This window comes from Streptomyces sp. NBC_00154, assembly GCF_026342835.1.
Classification (GTDB): domain Bacteria; phylum Actinomycetota; class Actinomycetes; order Streptomycetales; family Streptomycetaceae; genus Streptomyces.
Map to the genome: position 1 here is coordinate 2673069 of NZ_JAPEMI010000001.1, position 17090 is coordinate 2690158.

At 70.8% G+C, this 17090-nt stretch carries 16 protein-coding genes and 2 pseudogenes; 12 read left to right on the plus strand and 6 right to left on the minus strand.

The window, feature by feature from the left end; genetic code table 11:
* Positions 1-100 precede the first annotated feature (100 nt).
* On the plus strand, positions 101-1699 hold the full coding sequence (locus OHA03_RS11900) for a M4 family metallopeptidase (protein WP_267003480.1): 1599 nt from the start codon (positions 101-103) through the stop codon (positions 1697-1699).
* A 24-nt stretch (positions 1700-1723) separates the two neighbouring features.
* Here OHA03_RS11900 and OHA03_RS11905 read toward each other — a convergent pair whose 3' ends face one another.
* From OHA03_RS11905 to OHA03_RS11915, 3 genes are read right to left on the minus strand one after another with little or no spacing between them, the layout of a single operon-like run.
* Complete coding sequence (locus tag OHA03_RS11905) at positions 1724-3124, minus strand: M1 family metallopeptidase (protein WP_267003482.1); 1401 nt, start codon at positions 3122-3124, stop codon at positions 1724-1726.
* 47 nt (positions 3125-3171) lie between these two features.
* Entirely contained in the window at positions 3172-3774 is a 603-nt protein-coding gene (locus tag OHA03_RS11910; RefSeq protein ID WP_267003484.1) for an ankyrin repeat domain-containing protein, read from the minus strand.
* Between the two features lie 32 nt (positions 3775-3806).
* Positions 3807-4361: a heme-binding protein gene (locus OHA03_RS11915; protein ID WP_267003486.1), complete on the minus strand. Its 555-nt coding sequence runs from the start codon at positions 4359-4361 to the stop codon at positions 3807-3809.
* A gap of 306 nt (positions 4362-4667) precedes the next feature.
* Between OHA03_RS11915 and OHA03_RS11920 the strand changes: the two are divergent.
* The 3 genes and pseudogenes from OHA03_RS11920 to OHA03_RS11930 all read left to right on the plus strand — a co-directional run.
* A pseudogene (locus OHA03_RS11920) lies at positions 4668-5603 on the plus strand (sensor histidine kinase); the annotation flags it as partial.
* Between the two features lie 7 nt (positions 5604-5610).
* Positions 5611-5820 carry a response regulator transcription factor gene (locus OHA03_RS11925; RefSeq protein WP_267008020.1) on the plus strand — a complete coding sequence of 70 codons (210 nt, stop codon included), beginning with the start codon at positions 5611-5613 and terminating at the stop codon, positions 5818-5820.
* A 113-nt stretch (positions 5821-5933) separates the two neighbouring features.
* On the plus strand, positions 5934-6431 hold the full coding sequence (locus OHA03_RS11930) for a hypothetical protein (protein WP_267003488.1): 498 nt from the start codon (positions 5934-5936) through the stop codon (positions 6429-6431).
* A 27-nt stretch (positions 6432-6458) separates the two neighbouring features.
* Here the strand turns inward: OHA03_RS11930 and OHA03_RS11935 are convergent, their stop codons facing one another.
* A complete protein-coding gene (locus tag OHA03_RS11935; protein ID WP_267003490.1) occupies positions 6459-7160 on the minus strand; it encodes a pentapeptide repeat-containing protein in 702 nt (233 codons plus the stop codon).
* Between the two features lie 99 nt (positions 7161-7259).
* Here OHA03_RS11935 and OHA03_RS11940 point away from each other — a divergent pair, with 99 nt between their 5' ends.
* The gene (locus tag OHA03_RS11940) at positions 7260-8459 is read left to right on the plus strand and encodes an NAD(P)-binding protein (RefSeq protein ID WP_267003492.1); all 1200 of its coding nucleotides are present in this window, start codon (positions 7260-7262) and stop codon (positions 8457-8459) included.
* Positions 8460-8505: 46 nt separating this feature from the next.
* Positions 8506-9507: a zinc-binding dehydrogenase gene (locus tag OHA03_RS11945; RefSeq protein ID WP_267003494.1), complete on the plus strand. Its 1002-nt coding sequence runs from the start codon at positions 8506-8508 to the stop codon at positions 9505-9507.
* A gap of 17 nt (positions 9508-9524) precedes the next feature.
* Here the strand turns inward: OHA03_RS11945 and OHA03_RS11950 are convergent, their stop codons facing one another.
* Together OHA03_RS11950 and OHA03_RS11955 are read right to left on the minus strand one after the other, a co-directional pair.
* Positions 9525-9998 carry a GNAT family N-acetyltransferase gene (locus tag OHA03_RS11950; RefSeq protein ID WP_267003496.1) on the minus strand — a complete coding sequence of 158 codons (474 nt, stop codon included), beginning with the start codon at positions 9996-9998 and terminating at the stop codon, positions 9525-9527.
* Positions 9999-10057: 59 nt separating this feature from the next.
* Positions 10058-11001, minus strand: a pseudogene (locus tag OHA03_RS11955) (aminoglycoside phosphotransferase family protein).
* A 33-nt stretch (positions 11002-11034) separates the two neighbouring features.
* Between OHA03_RS11955 and OHA03_RS11960 the strand changes: the two are divergent.
* From OHA03_RS11960 to OHA03_RS11985, 6 genes are all read left to right on the plus strand, one after another.
* On the plus strand, positions 11035-11697 hold the full coding sequence (locus OHA03_RS11960) for a rhomboid-like protein (protein WP_267008021.1): 663 nt from the start codon (positions 11035-11037) through the stop codon (positions 11695-11697).
* 66 nt (positions 11698-11763) lie between these two features.
* Positions 11764-13164 carry an FAD-binding oxidoreductase gene (locus tag OHA03_RS11965; protein ID WP_267003498.1) on the plus strand — a complete coding sequence of 467 codons (1401 nt, stop codon included), beginning with the start codon at positions 11764-11766 and terminating at the stop codon, positions 13162-13164.
* A gap of 201 nt (positions 13165-13365) precedes the next feature.
* A complete protein-coding gene (locus tag OHA03_RS11970; protein ID WP_267003501.1) occupies positions 13366-13698 on the plus strand; it encodes a hypothetical protein in 333 nt (110 codons plus the stop codon).
* 22 nt (positions 13699-13720) lie between these two features.
* Positions 13721-14032 (plus strand): pore-forming ESAT-6 family protein, encoded by a 312-nt coding sequence (locus tag OHA03_RS11975; RefSeq protein WP_267003503.1) that lies wholly within the window; start codon positions 13721-13723, stop codon positions 14030-14032.
* An 86-nt stretch (positions 14033-14118) separates the two neighbouring features.
* The gene (locus tag OHA03_RS11980; RefSeq protein WP_267003505.1) at positions 14119-14511 is read left to right on the plus strand and encodes a DUF6507 family protein; all 393 of its coding nucleotides are present in this window, start codon (positions 14119-14121) and stop codon (positions 14509-14511) included.
* On the plus strand, positions 14508-17087 hold the full coding sequence (locus OHA03_RS11985) for an ADP-ribosyltransferase (protein WP_267003507.1): 2580 nt from the start codon (positions 14508-14510) through the stop codon (positions 17085-17087). The genes OHA03_RS11980 and OHA03_RS11985 overlap by 4 nt, the downstream gene beginning before the upstream one ends.
* The last annotated feature ends 3 nt before the right edge of the window (positions 17088-17090 follow it).

The window sequence follows — 17090 nt, forward strand, 5'->3', positions numbered from 1 at the left end:
CAAAAGAATGTGAGGCAATTGTCGGCACACCGTCAAACTCGGTCATCCGATGGCACGCTCTCCGCTCGTAACCCCCCACGGAACGAACAACGGAGAACGCATGACCCCCCACATGACCACCCGTCGCTCCGCAGCCCTGGCCGCCGTGGCCGCGATGGTCGTCGTCGGCGTGCAGTCCGGTGCGGCAACCGCGGCCCCGGGCAACGCCCACGACGGCGCCTCCGCCACCCGTACCACCAGCACGTCCGGCGCGAAGACCGCGATCGGCACGGACACCGCGTCGGAGCGGACCGCCGCCATCAAGTCGGCCCAGTCGGAAGCCTCTTCGGCGGCCGACTCGCTCGGGCTCGGCAGCCAGGAGAAGCTGATCGTCCGCGATGTGATCAAGGACGCCGACGGCACCGTCCACACCCGCTACGAGCGCACCTACGCCGGACTGCCGGTCCTCGGCGGCGACCTCGTCACCCACACCACCGCCGGCGGAAAGCTCAAGAGCGTCACCAAGGCCACCGGCGCCCGGATATGGGTTCCGTCCACGACGCCGAAGGTGAAGACCGTGGCGAGCGCCCGCAAGGTGATCTGGGCGGGCAGCGGCAAGCCCGTCCTCGCCTTCGAGACGGTGCGGACCGGCGTGCAGAAGGACGGCACGCCCAGCAGGCGTCACGTCATCACGGACGCCGTCACCGGCAGGACGCTGCACAGTTACGAGGCGATCGAGACCGGCGTCGGCAACAGCCAGTACAGCGGCAAGGTCACCCTGTCGACCACCGCGAGCGGCTCGGGCTTCGAGCTGACCGACGGCGACCGCGGCGGCCACAGGACGTACGACCTGAACCAGGGCGAGAGCGGCACCGGCTCGCTCGTCACCGACGCCGACGACACCTGGGGCGACGGCACCGGCAGCGACCGGCAGACCGCCGCGGTCGACGCCCACTACGGCGCCGCCATGACCTGGGACTTCTACAAGTCCGCGCTGGGCCGCGAGGGCATCGCGGGCGACGGGAAGGCCGCCTACTCCCGGGTCCACTACGGCAACGCGTACGTCAACGCGTTCTGGGACGACAGCTGCTTCTGCATGACGTACGGCGACGGCGCCGACAACAGGAGCGCCCTCACCAGCCTCGACGTCGCGGGCCACGAGATGAGCCACGGCCTGACCGCGGCGACGGCCAAGCTCGACTACGCAGGCGAGTCCGGCGGCCTCAACGAGGCGACCAGCGACATCCTCGGCACCTCGGTCGAGTTCTTCGCCGACAGCAGCAGCGACGCCGGCGACTACCTCATCGGCGAGAAGATCGACATCAACGGCGACGGCACCCCGCTGCGCTACATGGACAAGCCGAGCAAGGACGGCGGTTCGGCGGACTACTGGAGCGCCGGCGTCGGCGACCTCGACGTCCACTACTCCTCCGGCGTCGCCAACCACTTCTTCTACCTGCTGTCCGAGGGCAGCGGCGCGAAGACCGTCAACGGGGTGGACTACGACTCCCCGACCGCCGACGGCTCGACCGTCACCGGCATCGGCCGGGACAAGGCGGTCCAGATCTGGTACAAGGCGCTCTCCGCGTACATGACCTCGTCCACCGACTACGCGGCCGCGCGCACGGCCACCGAGAAGGCGGCGACCGACCTGTACGGGGCGGGCAGTCCGGAGCTCGCGGCCGTGGACGCCGCCTGGTCGGGCGTCAATGTGAAGTAGTTCCCGGCGGGTTCCCGGGGCCGGTCAGCTCTTTTCAGGGGCGGGCCGGCCGTGGCCGTACAGCCAGGTGTTCCACAGATCCGTCAGGTCCTTCCCCGTCGTCCTCTCCACGTACGCGGTGAAGTCGGCCGTCGACGCGGTGCCGTACCGATGGGCCTTCGTCCAGCCCGCGACGAGCGCGAGGAACCGCCGGTCGTCGTCGACCGCCTGCCGGATCTTGTGGATCACCATTGCCCCGCGCTCGTACACCGGGTCCTGGGAGATGTCCGCGGCCGTGGGCGGATCGGCAGGCGGGAACGCCCAGTTGGCATCGTCGGCGAAGGCGGCGTCGAAACTGCGCCGGACGGGAACACCCTCCTTGTCCGCCTTCCACAGCCACTCGGCGTATGTCGCGAAGCCCTCGTTGAGCCACATGTCGCGCCAACTGGCGGGCGTGACGGAGTCCCCGAACCACTGGTGGGCCATCTCGTGGACGAGGAGTCCCACGGTCGGCGGCCCGGGGAAGTACGGCCGGTTCTGGGTCTCCAGCGCATACCCGGAGTCGTGCGGACGGCCGACGATCGCGCCGGTCGACGAGAACGGGTACGGGCCGAAGCGCTCGGCCTCCCACCGCACCACCTCGGGGATCCGGGCGAGGGTCCGGGCACTAGCCGCGGCCACCTTCGGGTCCACGGCCGTGAACACCTTGATGCCGTCGGGGGTCGTAGACGCCTTCGTGTCGAAGCGGCCGACGACGAGCGTCGCGAGATAGCTCGCCATGGGTTCGGCGGTGTGCCAGTGGTACGTGGTGGTGGCGCCGGAGACCTTCCGGGAGGTCAGCTCACCGTTGGAGACGGCCGTCAGACCCCGGGGGACGGTGGCCGTGAGGTCGTACGTCGCCTTGTCGCTCGGGTGGTCGTTGCCGGGGAACCAGGCCATCGACCCGACCGGCTCACCGAGCGCGACCGATCCGTCCGCCGTCCTCAGCCAGCCCTCCTTCGAGCCGTCCGGATCGGTGAGGGTCAGCGGGGAGCCGGAGTAGTGGACGACCGTGCGGAAGGTCCTGTCCTTGTGCAGATGGCTCTCCACCTCGGCGGCGGGGCGCAGTGTCAGCTCGCGGCCCGCCCGGTTGACGGCGGCCGGATGCCCCTCGACCTGCGCGGACTCGACGGTCAGCCCGGCCAGGTCGAGGTTGAAGGCGCTGAGGTCCTGGGTGGCGCGCGCGGTGATCACGGCGGTGGAGCGGATCCGCTGGGCGGCCGGGTCGACGTCGAAGGTGAGGTCGTAGTGCGTGACGTCGTAGCCGCCGTTGCCGGCCTTCGGGAAGTACGGGTCGCGCAGACCGGCGGCGCCGGGAGTGCCCTCCACACCGCCGGTCCCGCAGCCGGCGGCGAGGGAGACGACGGTGGCCGTGGCGAAGGCCAGGAACAGGGCGGTGGGGCGCACACAGTGATCCTATGTGCGGAATGTCGGATTGACGGATCGGCGGATGCTCACCTCGGGTCCCTGTTCCGCAGCAGCGCCGCGATTTCCGCGAACCCGCGCCGCTCCGCATGTTCCAGCGCCGTCACCCCGTCTCCGTCCGGCAGACCGGGGGTCGCGCCCGCCGCCAGCAGCAGTTCGACGATCTCCTGGTGCGCCCGGCCGCCGTCGCCCAGGATCACGGCCTCCAGCAGGGCGGTCCAGCCGAGCCGGTTGACGTGGTCGACGTCGATGTCCGTGACGCGGAGCAGCTCCCGTACGTAACCGACGTGGCCGCGCTCGCTCGCCGGGATCAGCGCGATGCCGCCGAACCGGTTACGGAGCTTCAGGTCGGGACCGGCCGGCAGCAGGGTGTGCAGCATCGCGACGCTGCCGGTGACGCCGGTCGCCAGCCAGGGACTGTCCTCGCGCCGGTCCTGCGCATCGGGATCAGCACCCGCCTCGACGAGCAGCCGGGCGAGCGGGACATGGTCGCCGTGCACGGCGAGGAGCAGCGGGGTGCGCCGCTCCTCATCGCGGACGTCGACGCGGGCGCCGCCCTCGATCGCGGTTCGTGCGGCATCGGTGTCACCGGTGCGCGCGGCTCGGAGGAGGTCCTGATCGAGGGTGTTCATCCGCGGTTTCTCCTGGGCTGTGGTCGGCTGTCCTACTTGGCGAGTGCGGCGACGCCCGCCCGGGCGAACTTCTCGTCGAGGTCGCCGCTGGGAGCACCGGCCACTCCGATGCCGGCCACCGGTGCGTCCTCGACCTGCACCGGGGCGCCGCCCGCGAGGAACAGGGTGCCAGGGATGTCCTTCAGGTTCGGGGCCTGCGCCAGGCGGCCCGCGAGCACGGAGGTGGGAGCGTTCCAGGAGACAGCGGTGTACGCCTTCTTCTCGGCGGACTCGTACGCCTGCGGGCCGGAGCCGTCGCCGCGCAGCGTCACGACGGTGTTGCCGTTCCGGTCGACGACGGCGACCGCCACACGCTGGTTCTCCTTCTCGGCGGCGTCGAGGGCGGCCCGCGCGGCCTTGGTGGCGGCGGCGACTGTCAGATGGGTGGTCTGCTGAAGGTTCCGGTCCGCCGTGTCGGCCGTGACGGCGGCGGCAGGCGCAGCAGCGGGTGCGGAGGCGCTCGCGGACACGGCACCGAAAGTTCCGGCGCCGAGCGCGGCGGCGACGGCACCGGTGAGGACACGGGTGCGCAACGGCATCTTCTTCATGGTGGGGCTCCTCGACGATTCGATGGCGTTCCGCCTGTGCGGTGATCCGGTCAGGCGGTCTCTGCGATCGATCCTCCGACCGGATCCGGCCCCGTGACGTCGACGTACCGGCTCGACACCGCGCGCAGGACGGCTGACGGACCCATCGGCCGATCGGTTGATGCGGGGGTGGCCGCCCCGGGTCACCATGGATGTATCCGCGCAGGTGAAGCAGTAGCTCTTGGGCAGTCGGCAGGGAGTAAGAGGTACGAGGTGGAGCACCGAACCGAAGCCACCGACCCGGATGCCCGGTGGCTCGCGCTGCTCATGCACGCCGCGTTCTTCCTGCTGCTCGGCGCGTCCCTGGCCCGCTTCCTGCTCCGCCACCCCGGCGAGGACCGCACCCCGTGGATCATCGCGCTGTCCGTCGCGCTCGCCGCGCTGTATCTGCTGGGCCCGGTGCTCGGTTCTCGCCCCACCCCGCGCCGGCTGGCCCGGCTCGGCGTGCTTGTGGCCGTATGGATGGTGCTCGTCGTCCTCGCGCCGAGCTTCGCCTGGTGCGCGGTGCCGCTCTTCTACACCGGGCTGCGGCTGCTCCCGCCGCGCGCCGCGCTCGTCCTCGTCACCCTGCTCACCGTGTTCGTCGTGGCCGCGCAGTTGCGGCTGGCCCACGGCTTCGACCCGAACCTGGTGCTCGCGCCCCCCGCCGTGGCAGCCACCGCGACCGCGGTCTTCGTCCACATGCAGCGCCAGGCCGCGCGCCAGCGCGAACTGATCGACGATCTGCTGCGTACCCGCCGCGAACTCGCCGCCACCGAACGCCGCGAAGGAACCCTTGCCGAACGCCAGCGGCTCTCCATGGAGATCCACGACACCCTCGCGCAGGGCCTGTCCAGCCAGCAGATGCTGCTCCAGGCCGCGGACCGCACCTGGGACGCCGACCCGGCGACCGCCCGCCGCCATGTCCGTACCGCCACCGGCATCGCCGAGCGCAACCTCGCCGAAGCGCGCCGCTTCGTCCACGACCTGGCACCGGCAGACCTCGCGGAAGGTGGCGGCCTGGAGGCGGCGCTGCGCGCACTGGCCACCCGCGAAACGGCGCAGGCCCACGGACTGCTCACCGTTCGCTGCCATGTGGAGGGGACGCCGGACGCGGCACTGCCCGACCGGGCGCAGTCCGCACTGCTGCGCATCGCCCAGGGGGCCCTGGCCAATGTGAGGGAGCACGCGGACGCCACGGAGGCCGCGCTGACACTGACCCATGGCCCGCATGCGCAGCCCCCTGCCGACGCTCACGGACCGCGAACGCGACATCCTGGGCCAGCTGTCCCAGGGCCTGGGCAACCGGGAGATCGCCCGGGCCCTGTTCATCAGCGAGGCCACGGTCAAGACGCACCTGGGCCGCATCTACGACAAACTCGGCGTCGACACCCGCGCAGGCGCCGTGTCCGTGGCGAAGGAGCAGCGGCTGCTGCCGTGAGGCAGGCCGCCTGCGGCGAGGACCACCGGGGCGCCGGGCGCCCACGGCCCCGGGGCAGTGGGGCACCCACCGCTCCGGCGTCGGCGCACCCCCGGGCATGACACCATCGAACTGTGCTCGACATCGGCTACTCCCTCTCCCGACGCTTCCCCGATCCCCCGCAGACCGACTACCGCCGCGCGGACGCCCACGCCCTGCGGCACGATCTCTTCTCCGGGGACGTCTACCTCGCGGACACCAAGGCGGACCGCGAAGTATCCACAGCCTGGGGATGGGTTCCCGTGCTCGACTTCGCCTGGGCGCTCTGCGACATCGTCGAGCAGATCGACCAGGACCCCCGCGGCAGCCGTTCGCACCGGCGGCAGTTCGCCGAGCTCGACTTCACCGAATCGTCCGACCGGATGCTCTTCGAGCGCCGCTTCGGCTGGGTCGACGTCGAGGCCGACTGGATGCCCGGCGACGAGCCCCCGCTGACCTTCAGCCACTCCCTCCTGCGCCGCGAGGCCCGCGACTTCCTGCACGACCTGATCGCGGACCTCGCCGACATGCACGAGGGGCTCGCCGACAACCCTCTGATCTGGGACCTCCAGGCCCGCTTCCCCCGCGTCTGACCTGTCCCGGAGGGCCGGGGCAACCCTCTACGCCTCCACCCGCACCCCGATCTGTGCCGCGAAGGCCGGTGCCAGCTCCATCAGCTGCATCGGGCTGATCACCGCCCCCGCCAGCCGCTCCACCCCCCGCGCGATGTCCAGCTCGGCGGCCGTCCGCAGATCCACCGCGTCCATCCGCGCGGAGCTGAAGTCGGCCCGCTTCAGCACACAGTCCCGGAACTCCACCCGCACCAGCTGCGCGTCCCCGAAGTCCGGCTCGGACAGCACACAGCTCTCGAAGACCACGTCCGTCAGCCGCGCCTTCCGCAGATTCAGGTAGTCGATCTTCCCGCCTCGCACATGCACCCGCTCCAGCACCGCACCGTGCAGCTGCACCCCGCCCAGCCGTGCGTCCACCACCTCCACATCGCGCAGCGACGCCCCCGCCAGGTCGGTGCCGACACCCCGAACCCCGGTCAGCACCGAGTCGATGAAACGCGCCCTGACCAGCTCCGTACGGTCGAGACCGCACCCCTCCAGCGCGCAGTCCATGAACCGCGCGCCCGGCCCCGACCCGTCCGCGAAATCCACCCCCTCGAACCGCACACCGTCGTAGTCGCCGTCCGGCTCCAGTCCCTCCCCGTCGTACGGAACGAGCGGCGGCAGCCGCACCTCCGGCCGCCGCGCCGCCGCCACGACGCCCTTCCCGCCCCGGCCATCACCCCTGCTGTTACGTGCCATGGGCCCCATCGTGACCCATGCCACCGACAACGCCCCGCGCCGATGTCACACATCGGCGCTTCCGGCCGTCCCCTCCATGACGCGTTCTTCGACCGAGGGGACCGGAACATGCAGCGCATCCACATCATCGGCGGCGGCCTCGCCGGGTTCACCGCAGCGATCACGGCCGCCGAGTCCGGTGCCCTGGTGACCGTCCACGAGGCCCACCACACCCTCGGCGGCCGCGCCAGGACCGCCGAAGGCCCGTATCGCACCAATGACGGACCCCACGCCCTGTACTGCCGGGGACCGCACTGGACCTGGCTCGCGCAGCGCGACCTCCTCGGCCCGACCGCCGCCGTGCCGCTGCGCCAGGCCGGCAAACTCCGCTTCCGGCTGGGCGGCACCCTGCGCAGGACCCCACCCCTCGCCCTCCTCCGGCTGACCCGCCGCCGGGCCGAACACGCCCCCGTCGACACCGATTTCCGCACCTGGGCCACCGCTCAGGTCGGCGAGGAGGGCGCCCGCACGGCCGCGCATTTCGCCGCTGTCGCGCTCTACCACCACGACCCTGGTTCGCTCTCCGCCGCGTTCGTCCAGGAGCGGCTGCGCCGCGCCGCCGCACTGCCGCCCGAGGCCCGCTACCCCGTCGGCGGCTGGGCGCAGGTCATCGACCGGATGGCCGCGCGCGCCTGGAATCTGAGCGTCCGGATCGAGACGGCGACCCGGATCGACCCGAGCACCCTCGACCACCTGGCCCGCAGCGGCCCGGTCGTCGTCGCCACCTCCCTCGACGCCGCCCGCGGCCTGCTCCGTGACCCCACCCTGACGTGGGACAGCGGCAGGACCGCGCTGATCGACCTGGCGCTGCGCACCCGGCGCGGCGACGCGTTCGCCGTCTCCGACCTGGACGCCCCCGGCTGGACCGAACGCTTCACCGCCCAGGACCGCACCCTCGCCCCGGCGGGCCGGCAGCTCGTCCAGGGCCAGATTCCCGTCGCCCCCGGCGAGTCGAAGGCGGCCGGCATCGCCCGGGCCGAAGACCTCCTCGACCTCGGCTTCCCAGGCTGGCGCGACCGTGTCGAGTGGCGGCGCGAGGCCCTCGCCGGCGGCCGTACGGGCGCGGTCGACCGCCCCGGCACCACCTGGCGGGACCGGCCGGCCATCGACCGCGGCAACGGCATCTACCTCGCGGGCGACCAGGTCGCCGCGCCCGGACTGCTCAGCGAGGTCTCGTTCAACAGCGCTATGGAGGCCGCCGTGCTCGCGCTCGGAGCGAGCGAACAGCCGCGGCCGGCCCGTCGGCCACTTGACCTCAAGCGGAGTTGAGGTCAGAGGGTGAGCCCCGACAGCCAGTCGACCCGGGGAGCCCGCCATGCACGCCGTCCGCCTCCACACCTTCGGCCCCGCCGAGAACCTCACGTACGAGACGACCGACGACCCCCTACCCGGCCCCGGCCAGGTCCGTATCGCCGTCGCCGCGGCGGGCGTGCACCTCCTGGACACCGCCCTGCGCGAGGGCATGACGGGCCCCTTCCCGGCCCCCGCCGAGCTGCCCACCGTCCCCGGCCGGGAAGTCGCCGGAACGGTCGACATGCTCGGCGAGTCCACCGACCCCGGGCTGCTCGGCAACCGCGTCGTCGCCCATCTCGGCACGGCCCCCGGCGGTTACGCCGAACTCGCCGTCACCGACGCCGACAGGCTCCACCGGATCCCGCCCGGCCTCGACGAAGCCGAAGCCGTCGCCATGATCGGCACCGGTCGCACCACACTCGGCATCCTGCAGTTCACCGACCTGGGCCCCTACTCCATCGCCCTGGTCCCGGCCGCCGCAGGCGGTATCGGCACCCTGCTCGTGCAGTACGCCAAGAACGCCGGGGCCACCGTCATAGGCCTGGCCGGCGGTCCCGCCAAGACCGCCGCAGTCAGGGCCAACGGCGCCGACCTCGCCGTCGACTACACCCTCCCCGACTGGCCCCGGCGGGTCCGCGCCCACCTGGACGGCCTCGGCCGCCGCGCCACCGTCGTCTACGACTCCGTGGGCGGCGTCACCGGCCGCGCGGCCGTCGACCTCCTCGGCAAGGGCGGGCAGCACATCGTCTTCGGCTGGTCCGGCGAAGGACTCCACAACGGGTCCCCGCTCACCTTCACCGACGAGGAACTCACCGAACGCGGCATCACGTCCGAGAGCGTCCTCGGACCGGCGATGATGCAGAAGGCGGGCGGCCTGCGCGTCCTCGAAGAACGCACGCTCGCCGAAGCCGCCGCCGGACGCCTGCGCCCCGCCGTCCAGCGCTTCCCCCTCGCCGAAGCGGCCGCCGCCCACCGCGCCCTGGAGACGCGCGGCACGATGGGCAAGGTCGTCCTCGTGCCGTAGGAGGTGCGCGGCAGAGGTCAGCTGCCGAGCTCCGCCAGCGCCCCGTCCGTCAGCCGGTACACCGTCCACTCGTCCTGCGGCCGCGCGCCCAGCGAGTCGTAGAAGGCGATGGACGGGGCGTTCCAGTCCAGCACCGACCACTCCAGACGCTCGTAACCACGCTCCACACAGATCCTCGCCAGCTCCGTCAGCAGCGCCTTCCCGTGCCCGCCACCGCGCCGGTCCGGACGTACGTACAGGTCCTCCAGGTAGATGCCGTGCACCCCGCGCCACGTCGAGAAGTTCAGGAACCACAGCGCGAAGCCGACGATCTCGCCGTCCTCGTCGGACTCGGCGATGTGCGCATACGCTGCGGGCCGCTCACCGAACAGTGCCTCGCGCAGCTGCTCCTCGGTGGCGTTCGCCTCATGGAGCGCCTTCTCGTAGTCGGCCAGCTCGCGGACCATCGCGTGAATGACAGGGACATCGGCAGCGGTAGCGGTACGAATCATGAGGGCAGCGTAAACACGCGTCCGCCCTGTGCCGCCGCTCGCCCCTGCTCCTCCCTCACTCACCCCCGCCCCAGCAGCTGCCGGGCGATCTCCACCTGATCCGGTGGCAGCCGGTGTCCGCCCTCCGCCACACCCCAGAGGCCGTTCTGAAGCGCCCGCCCCAGTGTCCAGGCCCGCGCCCGCTCCCGGTCCAGCCCCAGCGCCTCCGTCATCAGATCGAACCGCCACCGCACCGCCGACGCGTCGAACCGGTTGGCCAGGGCGGGCATCAGATCGAAACCGGGGTCCCCGGCAATGAGGTCTCCCCTGCTCCTTAAGAGCTTGGGGAAGGCTTCGGGTCCAGTGCGATCCACTCGTGCGCCCGGCCCTCGTCGGCCCGCCCGGCCAGGATGTTGTCGTAGTGCAGGTCCCAGTGGAGCAGCCGGTCCCCCGGTTCGCCCGCCACCTCCCGTACCGCCGCCGCGCAGTCCCTCAGCAGCCGCCGTTCGTCCGCGTCCGCCAGCCCGGCCACCGCCCGCGCCACTCCGTCCAGCATCCGCTCCGCGGCATCCCCGAGCCGGCGCAGCCCGTCCGGCGCAGGTACGGACGTCAGCCGGGCCAGCAGCCCGGCGAGCACCTCGACCGCCGCCCGCTCATCGGCCACCTCCGACAGCGGCCGCCGCTCGTCCAGCCGTTCCAGCAGCATCGTGCCGGTCCCGGGGTCGTGGTCGAGCAGCCCCACCGCTCCCGCACCTGCCTCGCCCCAGACCCGCAGCGCGACCGGCTCCCCCGCCGTCTCCTCGTCCTGCGCCTGAAGCTTCAGCGCCGCCGGCCGGCCGTCCGACGTGCGCGCCACCGGCAGCACCAGCGCACACACCCCGTACATCGCGGCCCCGTCCCGCCGCAGCCCCCACTCCCCCAGGAAGCGGTCCGCGAGCCCGGGCAGCGCGGCCACGAACGCCCGCCCGGCCTCCCCGTTGTACTTGGACCGGGTGGCGATCAGCGCGTCCGGAATGTCAATCACGCACCCGATCGTAGGACCGTGCATCAATCGACTATGGCCCCGAGCAGCCCTTCCCCACCCGCACACCCGGCCCCCGCGCGAGCCATCCGCGCCATCGGCTGCTGGATCCGCAGCGCCCCCGGCACCTACATCTGGCTGACGATCCTCTTCGCCACGACCTTCGTCGTGCACCAGATGTCACCCGACTTCGAAGAGGACTTCCTGCGCCAGCGCTCGACGAACATCCACGAGCTCCTCCGCGACCCGGTACGCGTCCTCATCTCCAGCGCCTTCTGGATCGAGGGCGGCCACTGGCTCACGTACGCCTTCCTCTTCACGGTCTTCCACGCCCCCGCCGAGCGCTGGCTCGGCACGCTGCGGTGGTTCGCGGTCGCCGCGCTCGCGCACGTCCTGGCCACGCTCGTCAGCGAGGGCGTCCTCGCCTGGGCCGTCCGCCACGGGCAGGCGCCCGTGTCCGCCGTCAACACCCTGGACGTCGGGGTCAGTTACGCACTCGCGGGTGTGGTCGCCGTCCTCACCTACCACGTCCCCCACCCCTGGCGGCTGGCGTACCTCTTCGCCGTCCTCGTCGTCTACGGCGTCCCCCTGATCACCGGCCGCACCTTCACCGACCTCGGCCACTTCACCGCCGCACTCATCGGTCTCGCCTGCTACCCGCTCACCCGGGGGACGACGAAACCACCCCTCGCGCAGTAACGTCCCGCCACACAGGAACTCGGGCTTCACACAGACTCGGCTTCACACCGGACAAGCAGGGGCAACATGAGCACCGTCAGCACGGTCAACGGCGGAATATCGTTCTGGTACGCGGATCAGGGCACCCCCACAGCCCGCGAACCCCTGCCCGGCGACACCACGGCCGACGTCTGCATCGTCGGCGGCGGATACACCGGCCTGTGGACCGCCTACTACCTCAAGAAGGCCGTCCCCTTCCTCAACATCACCGTCCTGGAAGCCAAGTTCTGCGGCTACGGCGCTTCCGGACGCAACGGCGGCTGGCTCTACAACGGCATCGCGGGCCGCGACCGCTACGCGAAACTCCACGGCCACGACGCCGCGGTCCGCCTCCAGAAGGCGATGAACGAAACCGTCGACGAAGTCGTACGCGTCGCCGCCGAGGAGAACATCGACGCAGACATCCACCGGGGCGGCGTCCTCGAAGTCGCGTACACCCCCGCCCAGCTGGCCCGCCTCAAGGACTTCCACTCCGTGGAGATCGCCTTCGGCGAGACCGACCGCGTCCTGCGCGGCGCCCGCGAGACCGCCGAGCGCATCCGTGTCACCGGAGCCGTCGGCTCCACCTGGACCCCGCACGGCGCCCGCCTGCACCCGGTCAAACTCGTCAAGGGCCTCGCCGACGCCGTCGAAGCGCTCGGCGTCACCATCCACGAATCGACCCCCGTCACCGAGATCAAGCCCAAGCACGCCCACACCCCGTACGGCACCGTCCGCGCCCCGTACATCCTGCGCTGCACCGAAGGCTTCACCTCGGGACTCAAGGGCCAGCGCCGCACCTGGCTCCCGATGAACTCCTCGATGATCGCCACCGAGCCGCTCCCCAAGGAGATCTGGGACACCATCGGCTGGGACGGCCGCGAGACCCTCGGCGACATGGCCCACGCCTACATGTACGCCCAGCGCACCGCCGACGACCGCATCGCACTCGGCGGCCGGGGAGTCCCCTACCGCTACGGCTCCGCCACCGACAACGACGGCCGCACCCAGCCCGCCACCATCGAGGCGCTCCGCGACATCCTGGTTCGCTTCTTCCCCACCACGGCGGGCGTCCGCATCGACCACGCCTGGTCCGGGGTCCTCGGCGTCCCCCGCGACTGGTGCGCCACCGTCACTCTCGACCGCTCCACCGGCCTGGGCTGGGCCGGCGGTTACGTCGGCTCCGGCGTCGCCACCACCAACCTCGCCGCCCGCACCCTGCGCGACCTGATCCAGCAGGACTCCGGCCAGTCGGGCCCCACCGACCTGACGACCCTCCCCTGGGTCAACCACAAGGTCCGCCGCTGGGAACCGGAACCCTTCCGCTGGATCGGCGTCCACGGCATGTACGCGGCCTACCGCACCGCGGACCGCCGCGAACTCACCTCCCCCCGCCCGGGAACCGACCCCATCGCCAAGGCGGCGGACCGGCTGGCGGGGCGTCACTGACCGACGGAGATCCCGCGAAGAACTTCTGGAGATCCCGCGAACCCGCGAACCCGCGATGACCTGAATATCCCCTTCACATGCCTTTGATCACGCGCGGCCGTGCCATGCGTCGGCCAGGGCCGGGATCGCCGGTTGAACGGGCGCGCCGCGTTCGCGAGGATGGTCTCCTGTGCGATCACTCGGCCTGACAGGGGGAAGCGAATGAAGTTCGACATGGGGGCGCAGGTTCTGTCCAATCTGACGTCGAAGTCGCGTGGTTCGAGTGATGACTTGGGCACGCTGATCCGTCAACTGGTGCAGGCGGCGGCGCCGTTGGAGGGGAAGTTCAACGGTGCGGGGCGGGTGGCGTTCGATTCGTTCAAGAACCGGTCGGACGAGATCACGGCGGCGTTGAACGGTTCGCTGTCGGCGCTGCTGGGTGGTCAGTCGGGCATGGAGCAGGCGTTCGGCTCGGGTGACCAGGAGCAGGGTGACAACGCGCGTCAGCAGATGGGCGCCGCGAACTTCGACGCGGCCCGCTTCGGCGGACGCTGAGCAGTAGGGGTTGGGGTTTCTGATGGCTGGTGGCAGTGATCGTCGTGCGTATGACACGGGTGCGTCGGCGGATGCGCAGGGCAACATCCAGGTCGTGATCGCGCGTCTGGAGGAAGTGATCGCGGCGCGTGACGGCCAGGTGAAGGCCGCGATGGCGGACTTCACCGCGGACGGTGTGGCGGATGAGTACCACGGCAAGGAAATGCGGTGGAACCGGGCCTCGCAGGAGGTCAAGAGCATCATCCAGCTGCTGAAGACGACGCTGGAGAAGAACGACGGCACCGCGCAGCACACGATCACGCGCGCGAAGGCAGCCGTCGACAACATCGGCTGATACGCGGACGGAAGCCGCGGTGGACAACATCGGCCGGCCTGGGTGCGGTTGGGCGCCGGTCGGTGACGGGGAGCATGGGGTAGGGCATGACCGGGTGGGATCTGAAGCCGCAGGGTATTCAGGGTGTGCTGAAGACGACGGGTGAGACGGCGGGGAAGATCGAGACGTACGCGAAGTCGTACGGCACGCATCTGACGTCGGCGGCGACGAGTGCGGGCACGATCACCGCGGAGGACGGTGGTGAGGGCGGGGAGAAGGCCGGTGGCGGCCTGGTCGCTCTCGCCCTGTCGCAGTACGCCGAACACGCCACGACAGACCTGAAGTTCATCGCCGCCCGGGCCGGGAAATCCCTGACCGGCGCGGTGGACGCGACGACCGCCTACCTCAACGGTGACCTGGAAATGGCCGCCGAATCGCAGCGCAAGGCTTTGGGCATCCCGGACCTGGACCTGACGAAGCCCGGGGTGCAGACCAAGTGATCAAGCCGGAAGCGATACCGCAGTTCACCGGCAACCTCGGCCAGCTGGAGAAGGACTACGGCAGCCTCAAGACGGACGCCGGGCACATCCGCAGCACCGGATCCGACGTCCACACCCAGTTCCAGGGCCTGTCCGCCTACTACCAGGCACCCGAGGCGGAGAAACTCTTCGCGTCGACGAAACCGGTCCAGGACCGGGCCGACACCTTCGCCGACGACCTGGAAAAAGTCTCCACCGCCCTCTCCGACTACGCCACCGAAGTCCGCCCGCTGGCCGCGAAGCTCGAGCAGCTGAAGACGGACGCGACGACGTTCGTCAACGCGAACAAGGGCGACGACGACTGGGAATACGACGAGGACAAGGTCGACGAGCACAACCAGCTCCGCGACGACGTCACCGCGACCGTCGCCGCGTTCTGGGCCGCCGAACGCACCTGCCACAACAAGATCACCGCCCTGTTCGGCGGAACCCAGATGGTCGCCGGCGACGGATCCGACCGCAAAGACCAGTACGGATTCAACGCCGACGACCTCAAGAACGCGAAACTCCCCTGGGGCGACCCGGTCGAGGAAAAGCACCACGTCTGGGAAGTCGGCCACTGGGTCAAATCGTTCGTCTGGGACGGACTGATCGTCGACGGGATCTGGGGCACCATCAAGGGCCTGGGAACCCTCGTCGGGTTCGGCGGCTGGGACGCCATGGGCCAGGCCTGGAAAGGCCTCGCCCAACTCGCCACCGGCCTCGCGATCACCTCGATCCCCGGCGCAGGCGCCCTGTTCTGGACCCTGCCCGACGACAAACTCCCCTCCTGGCTGCGTGACTCACGCACCGCGATGAAGGAAACCGGCAAAGCACTCGTCGCCTGGGACGAATGGGGCAAGAACCCCGGACGCGCCGCCGGAGCCGTCACCTTCAACGTCCTGACCACCGTCTTCACCGGCGGCGCAGGCGCCGGAGTCTCCGGCGCCGGCAAAGCCGGCGCCGTCGCCAAGGTCCTCTCCGTCGCAGGCAAAGCCGGCAAGGTCATCGACCCCATGACCTACATCGCCAAAGGCGCAGGCGCAGGCCTCTCCAAAATCGGCGACATCACCAAAGGCCTCAAGGGCATCGGCAACGTCGAAATCCCCACATTCCCCGACGGCTCGTTCCAGTTGCCCGACGGACACGTGCTGGACCCCAACGGCAACCTCATCCCGCCGACCGGCGCAATCGACACACCATCGATCCCGCACGCCACGGTCCCCGGGACGTCGCTGCCCACCTCCTGGCAGATCCAGCCCACGTCGGTGCCCGGAGTCCATGCCGGAAGCGGCATCCCCGATGTGCCGCACACGGGTGGCGGCTTCGACAACGTGCCGACCGGCGGCGGCAGCCATGTGCCCGGCGCTCCGGCGACCCACGTACCGAACGGTTCCTTCGGGCCCGCCCCGGCAGCCTTCGACCCGGCGGGACACGTGCCGGGGAGCCCTGCGGGTCACATACCCGGCACACCGGCAGGCCACGTCCCGAGCGGCTCGTTCGGCCCTGCCCCTGCGGCGTTCGACACCGCGGGCCACGTGCCCGGCGGTCCAGCAAGCCACATACCCGGCGGACCGGCAGCGCACGTTCCCGGGGAGCACTTCCCGACGGCTGCGGGGCACGACGTCCCGACCACGGGCCCGCACGGCCCGGGGCACGACATACCAGCCACGCACGGGCACGACGCACCGGGTACGCACGGGCACGACGCCTCACACCCCGGCGGGCACGCCGACGACGCGGCCGCACACGCCGACGATGCGGCGCACGCCGGTGACACCGGTGGACACGTCGACCCGCACGGCGCAACCGGAGACGCACTGCACGGCGCGGACGACGCGGCGACGGCCGGCCACCACGGTGCGGACGGGACTGATGTCGCCGGCGCGGCGGACGACTTCAAGTACACCCCGCACATCTCTGCGGACGACTTCGATGAACTCTCGACTGCCGCGAAGCACCGGGTCGCTGCAGCCGAACTCGCCGATGGCACCGTCCCGTTCACTGACGACCTGGCGGCGATCGAATACGGCCGGGACTACTGGAACGACTACGTCGACAACCTGGACCCGTCGGCGAAGCAGGCGCTCTGGGACTACACCGGCGAGACGTTCCCCTCGTACCACGACATGAACGGCCATCTGCGAGGCACGCCCGGCTTCGGGCCGAGGCCCGAGGTGCTGCATGACATCGGCGAGATGGACAGAGTCATGTCGACCCGGCCTGTTCCCGAAGACATCATGGTCGTCCGAGGTACTGGTCTGGGTTACCTCAACCTGGAGTCTCCGCTCGACATGCTGGGCAATACCTACCCTGACAAGGGATACACCTCCACTTCCCTCGGCAATCACCCGGTGCCCAGCTTCGCGGGCAAGGAGGCGATCCTGCATCTCCGTGTGCCGAAGGGGACGCCCGCACTCTGGCTGGAGAAGGTCAGCAAGTTCGACGTGGAGGAACGGGAGCTGCTCCTGGCCCGTGGTTCCGAGTTCAGGGTGACCCGTGTATTCATGGACAATGGCCAGGCCCAGGTCTACGGGGAAGTCCTACCTGCAAAGTAAGGG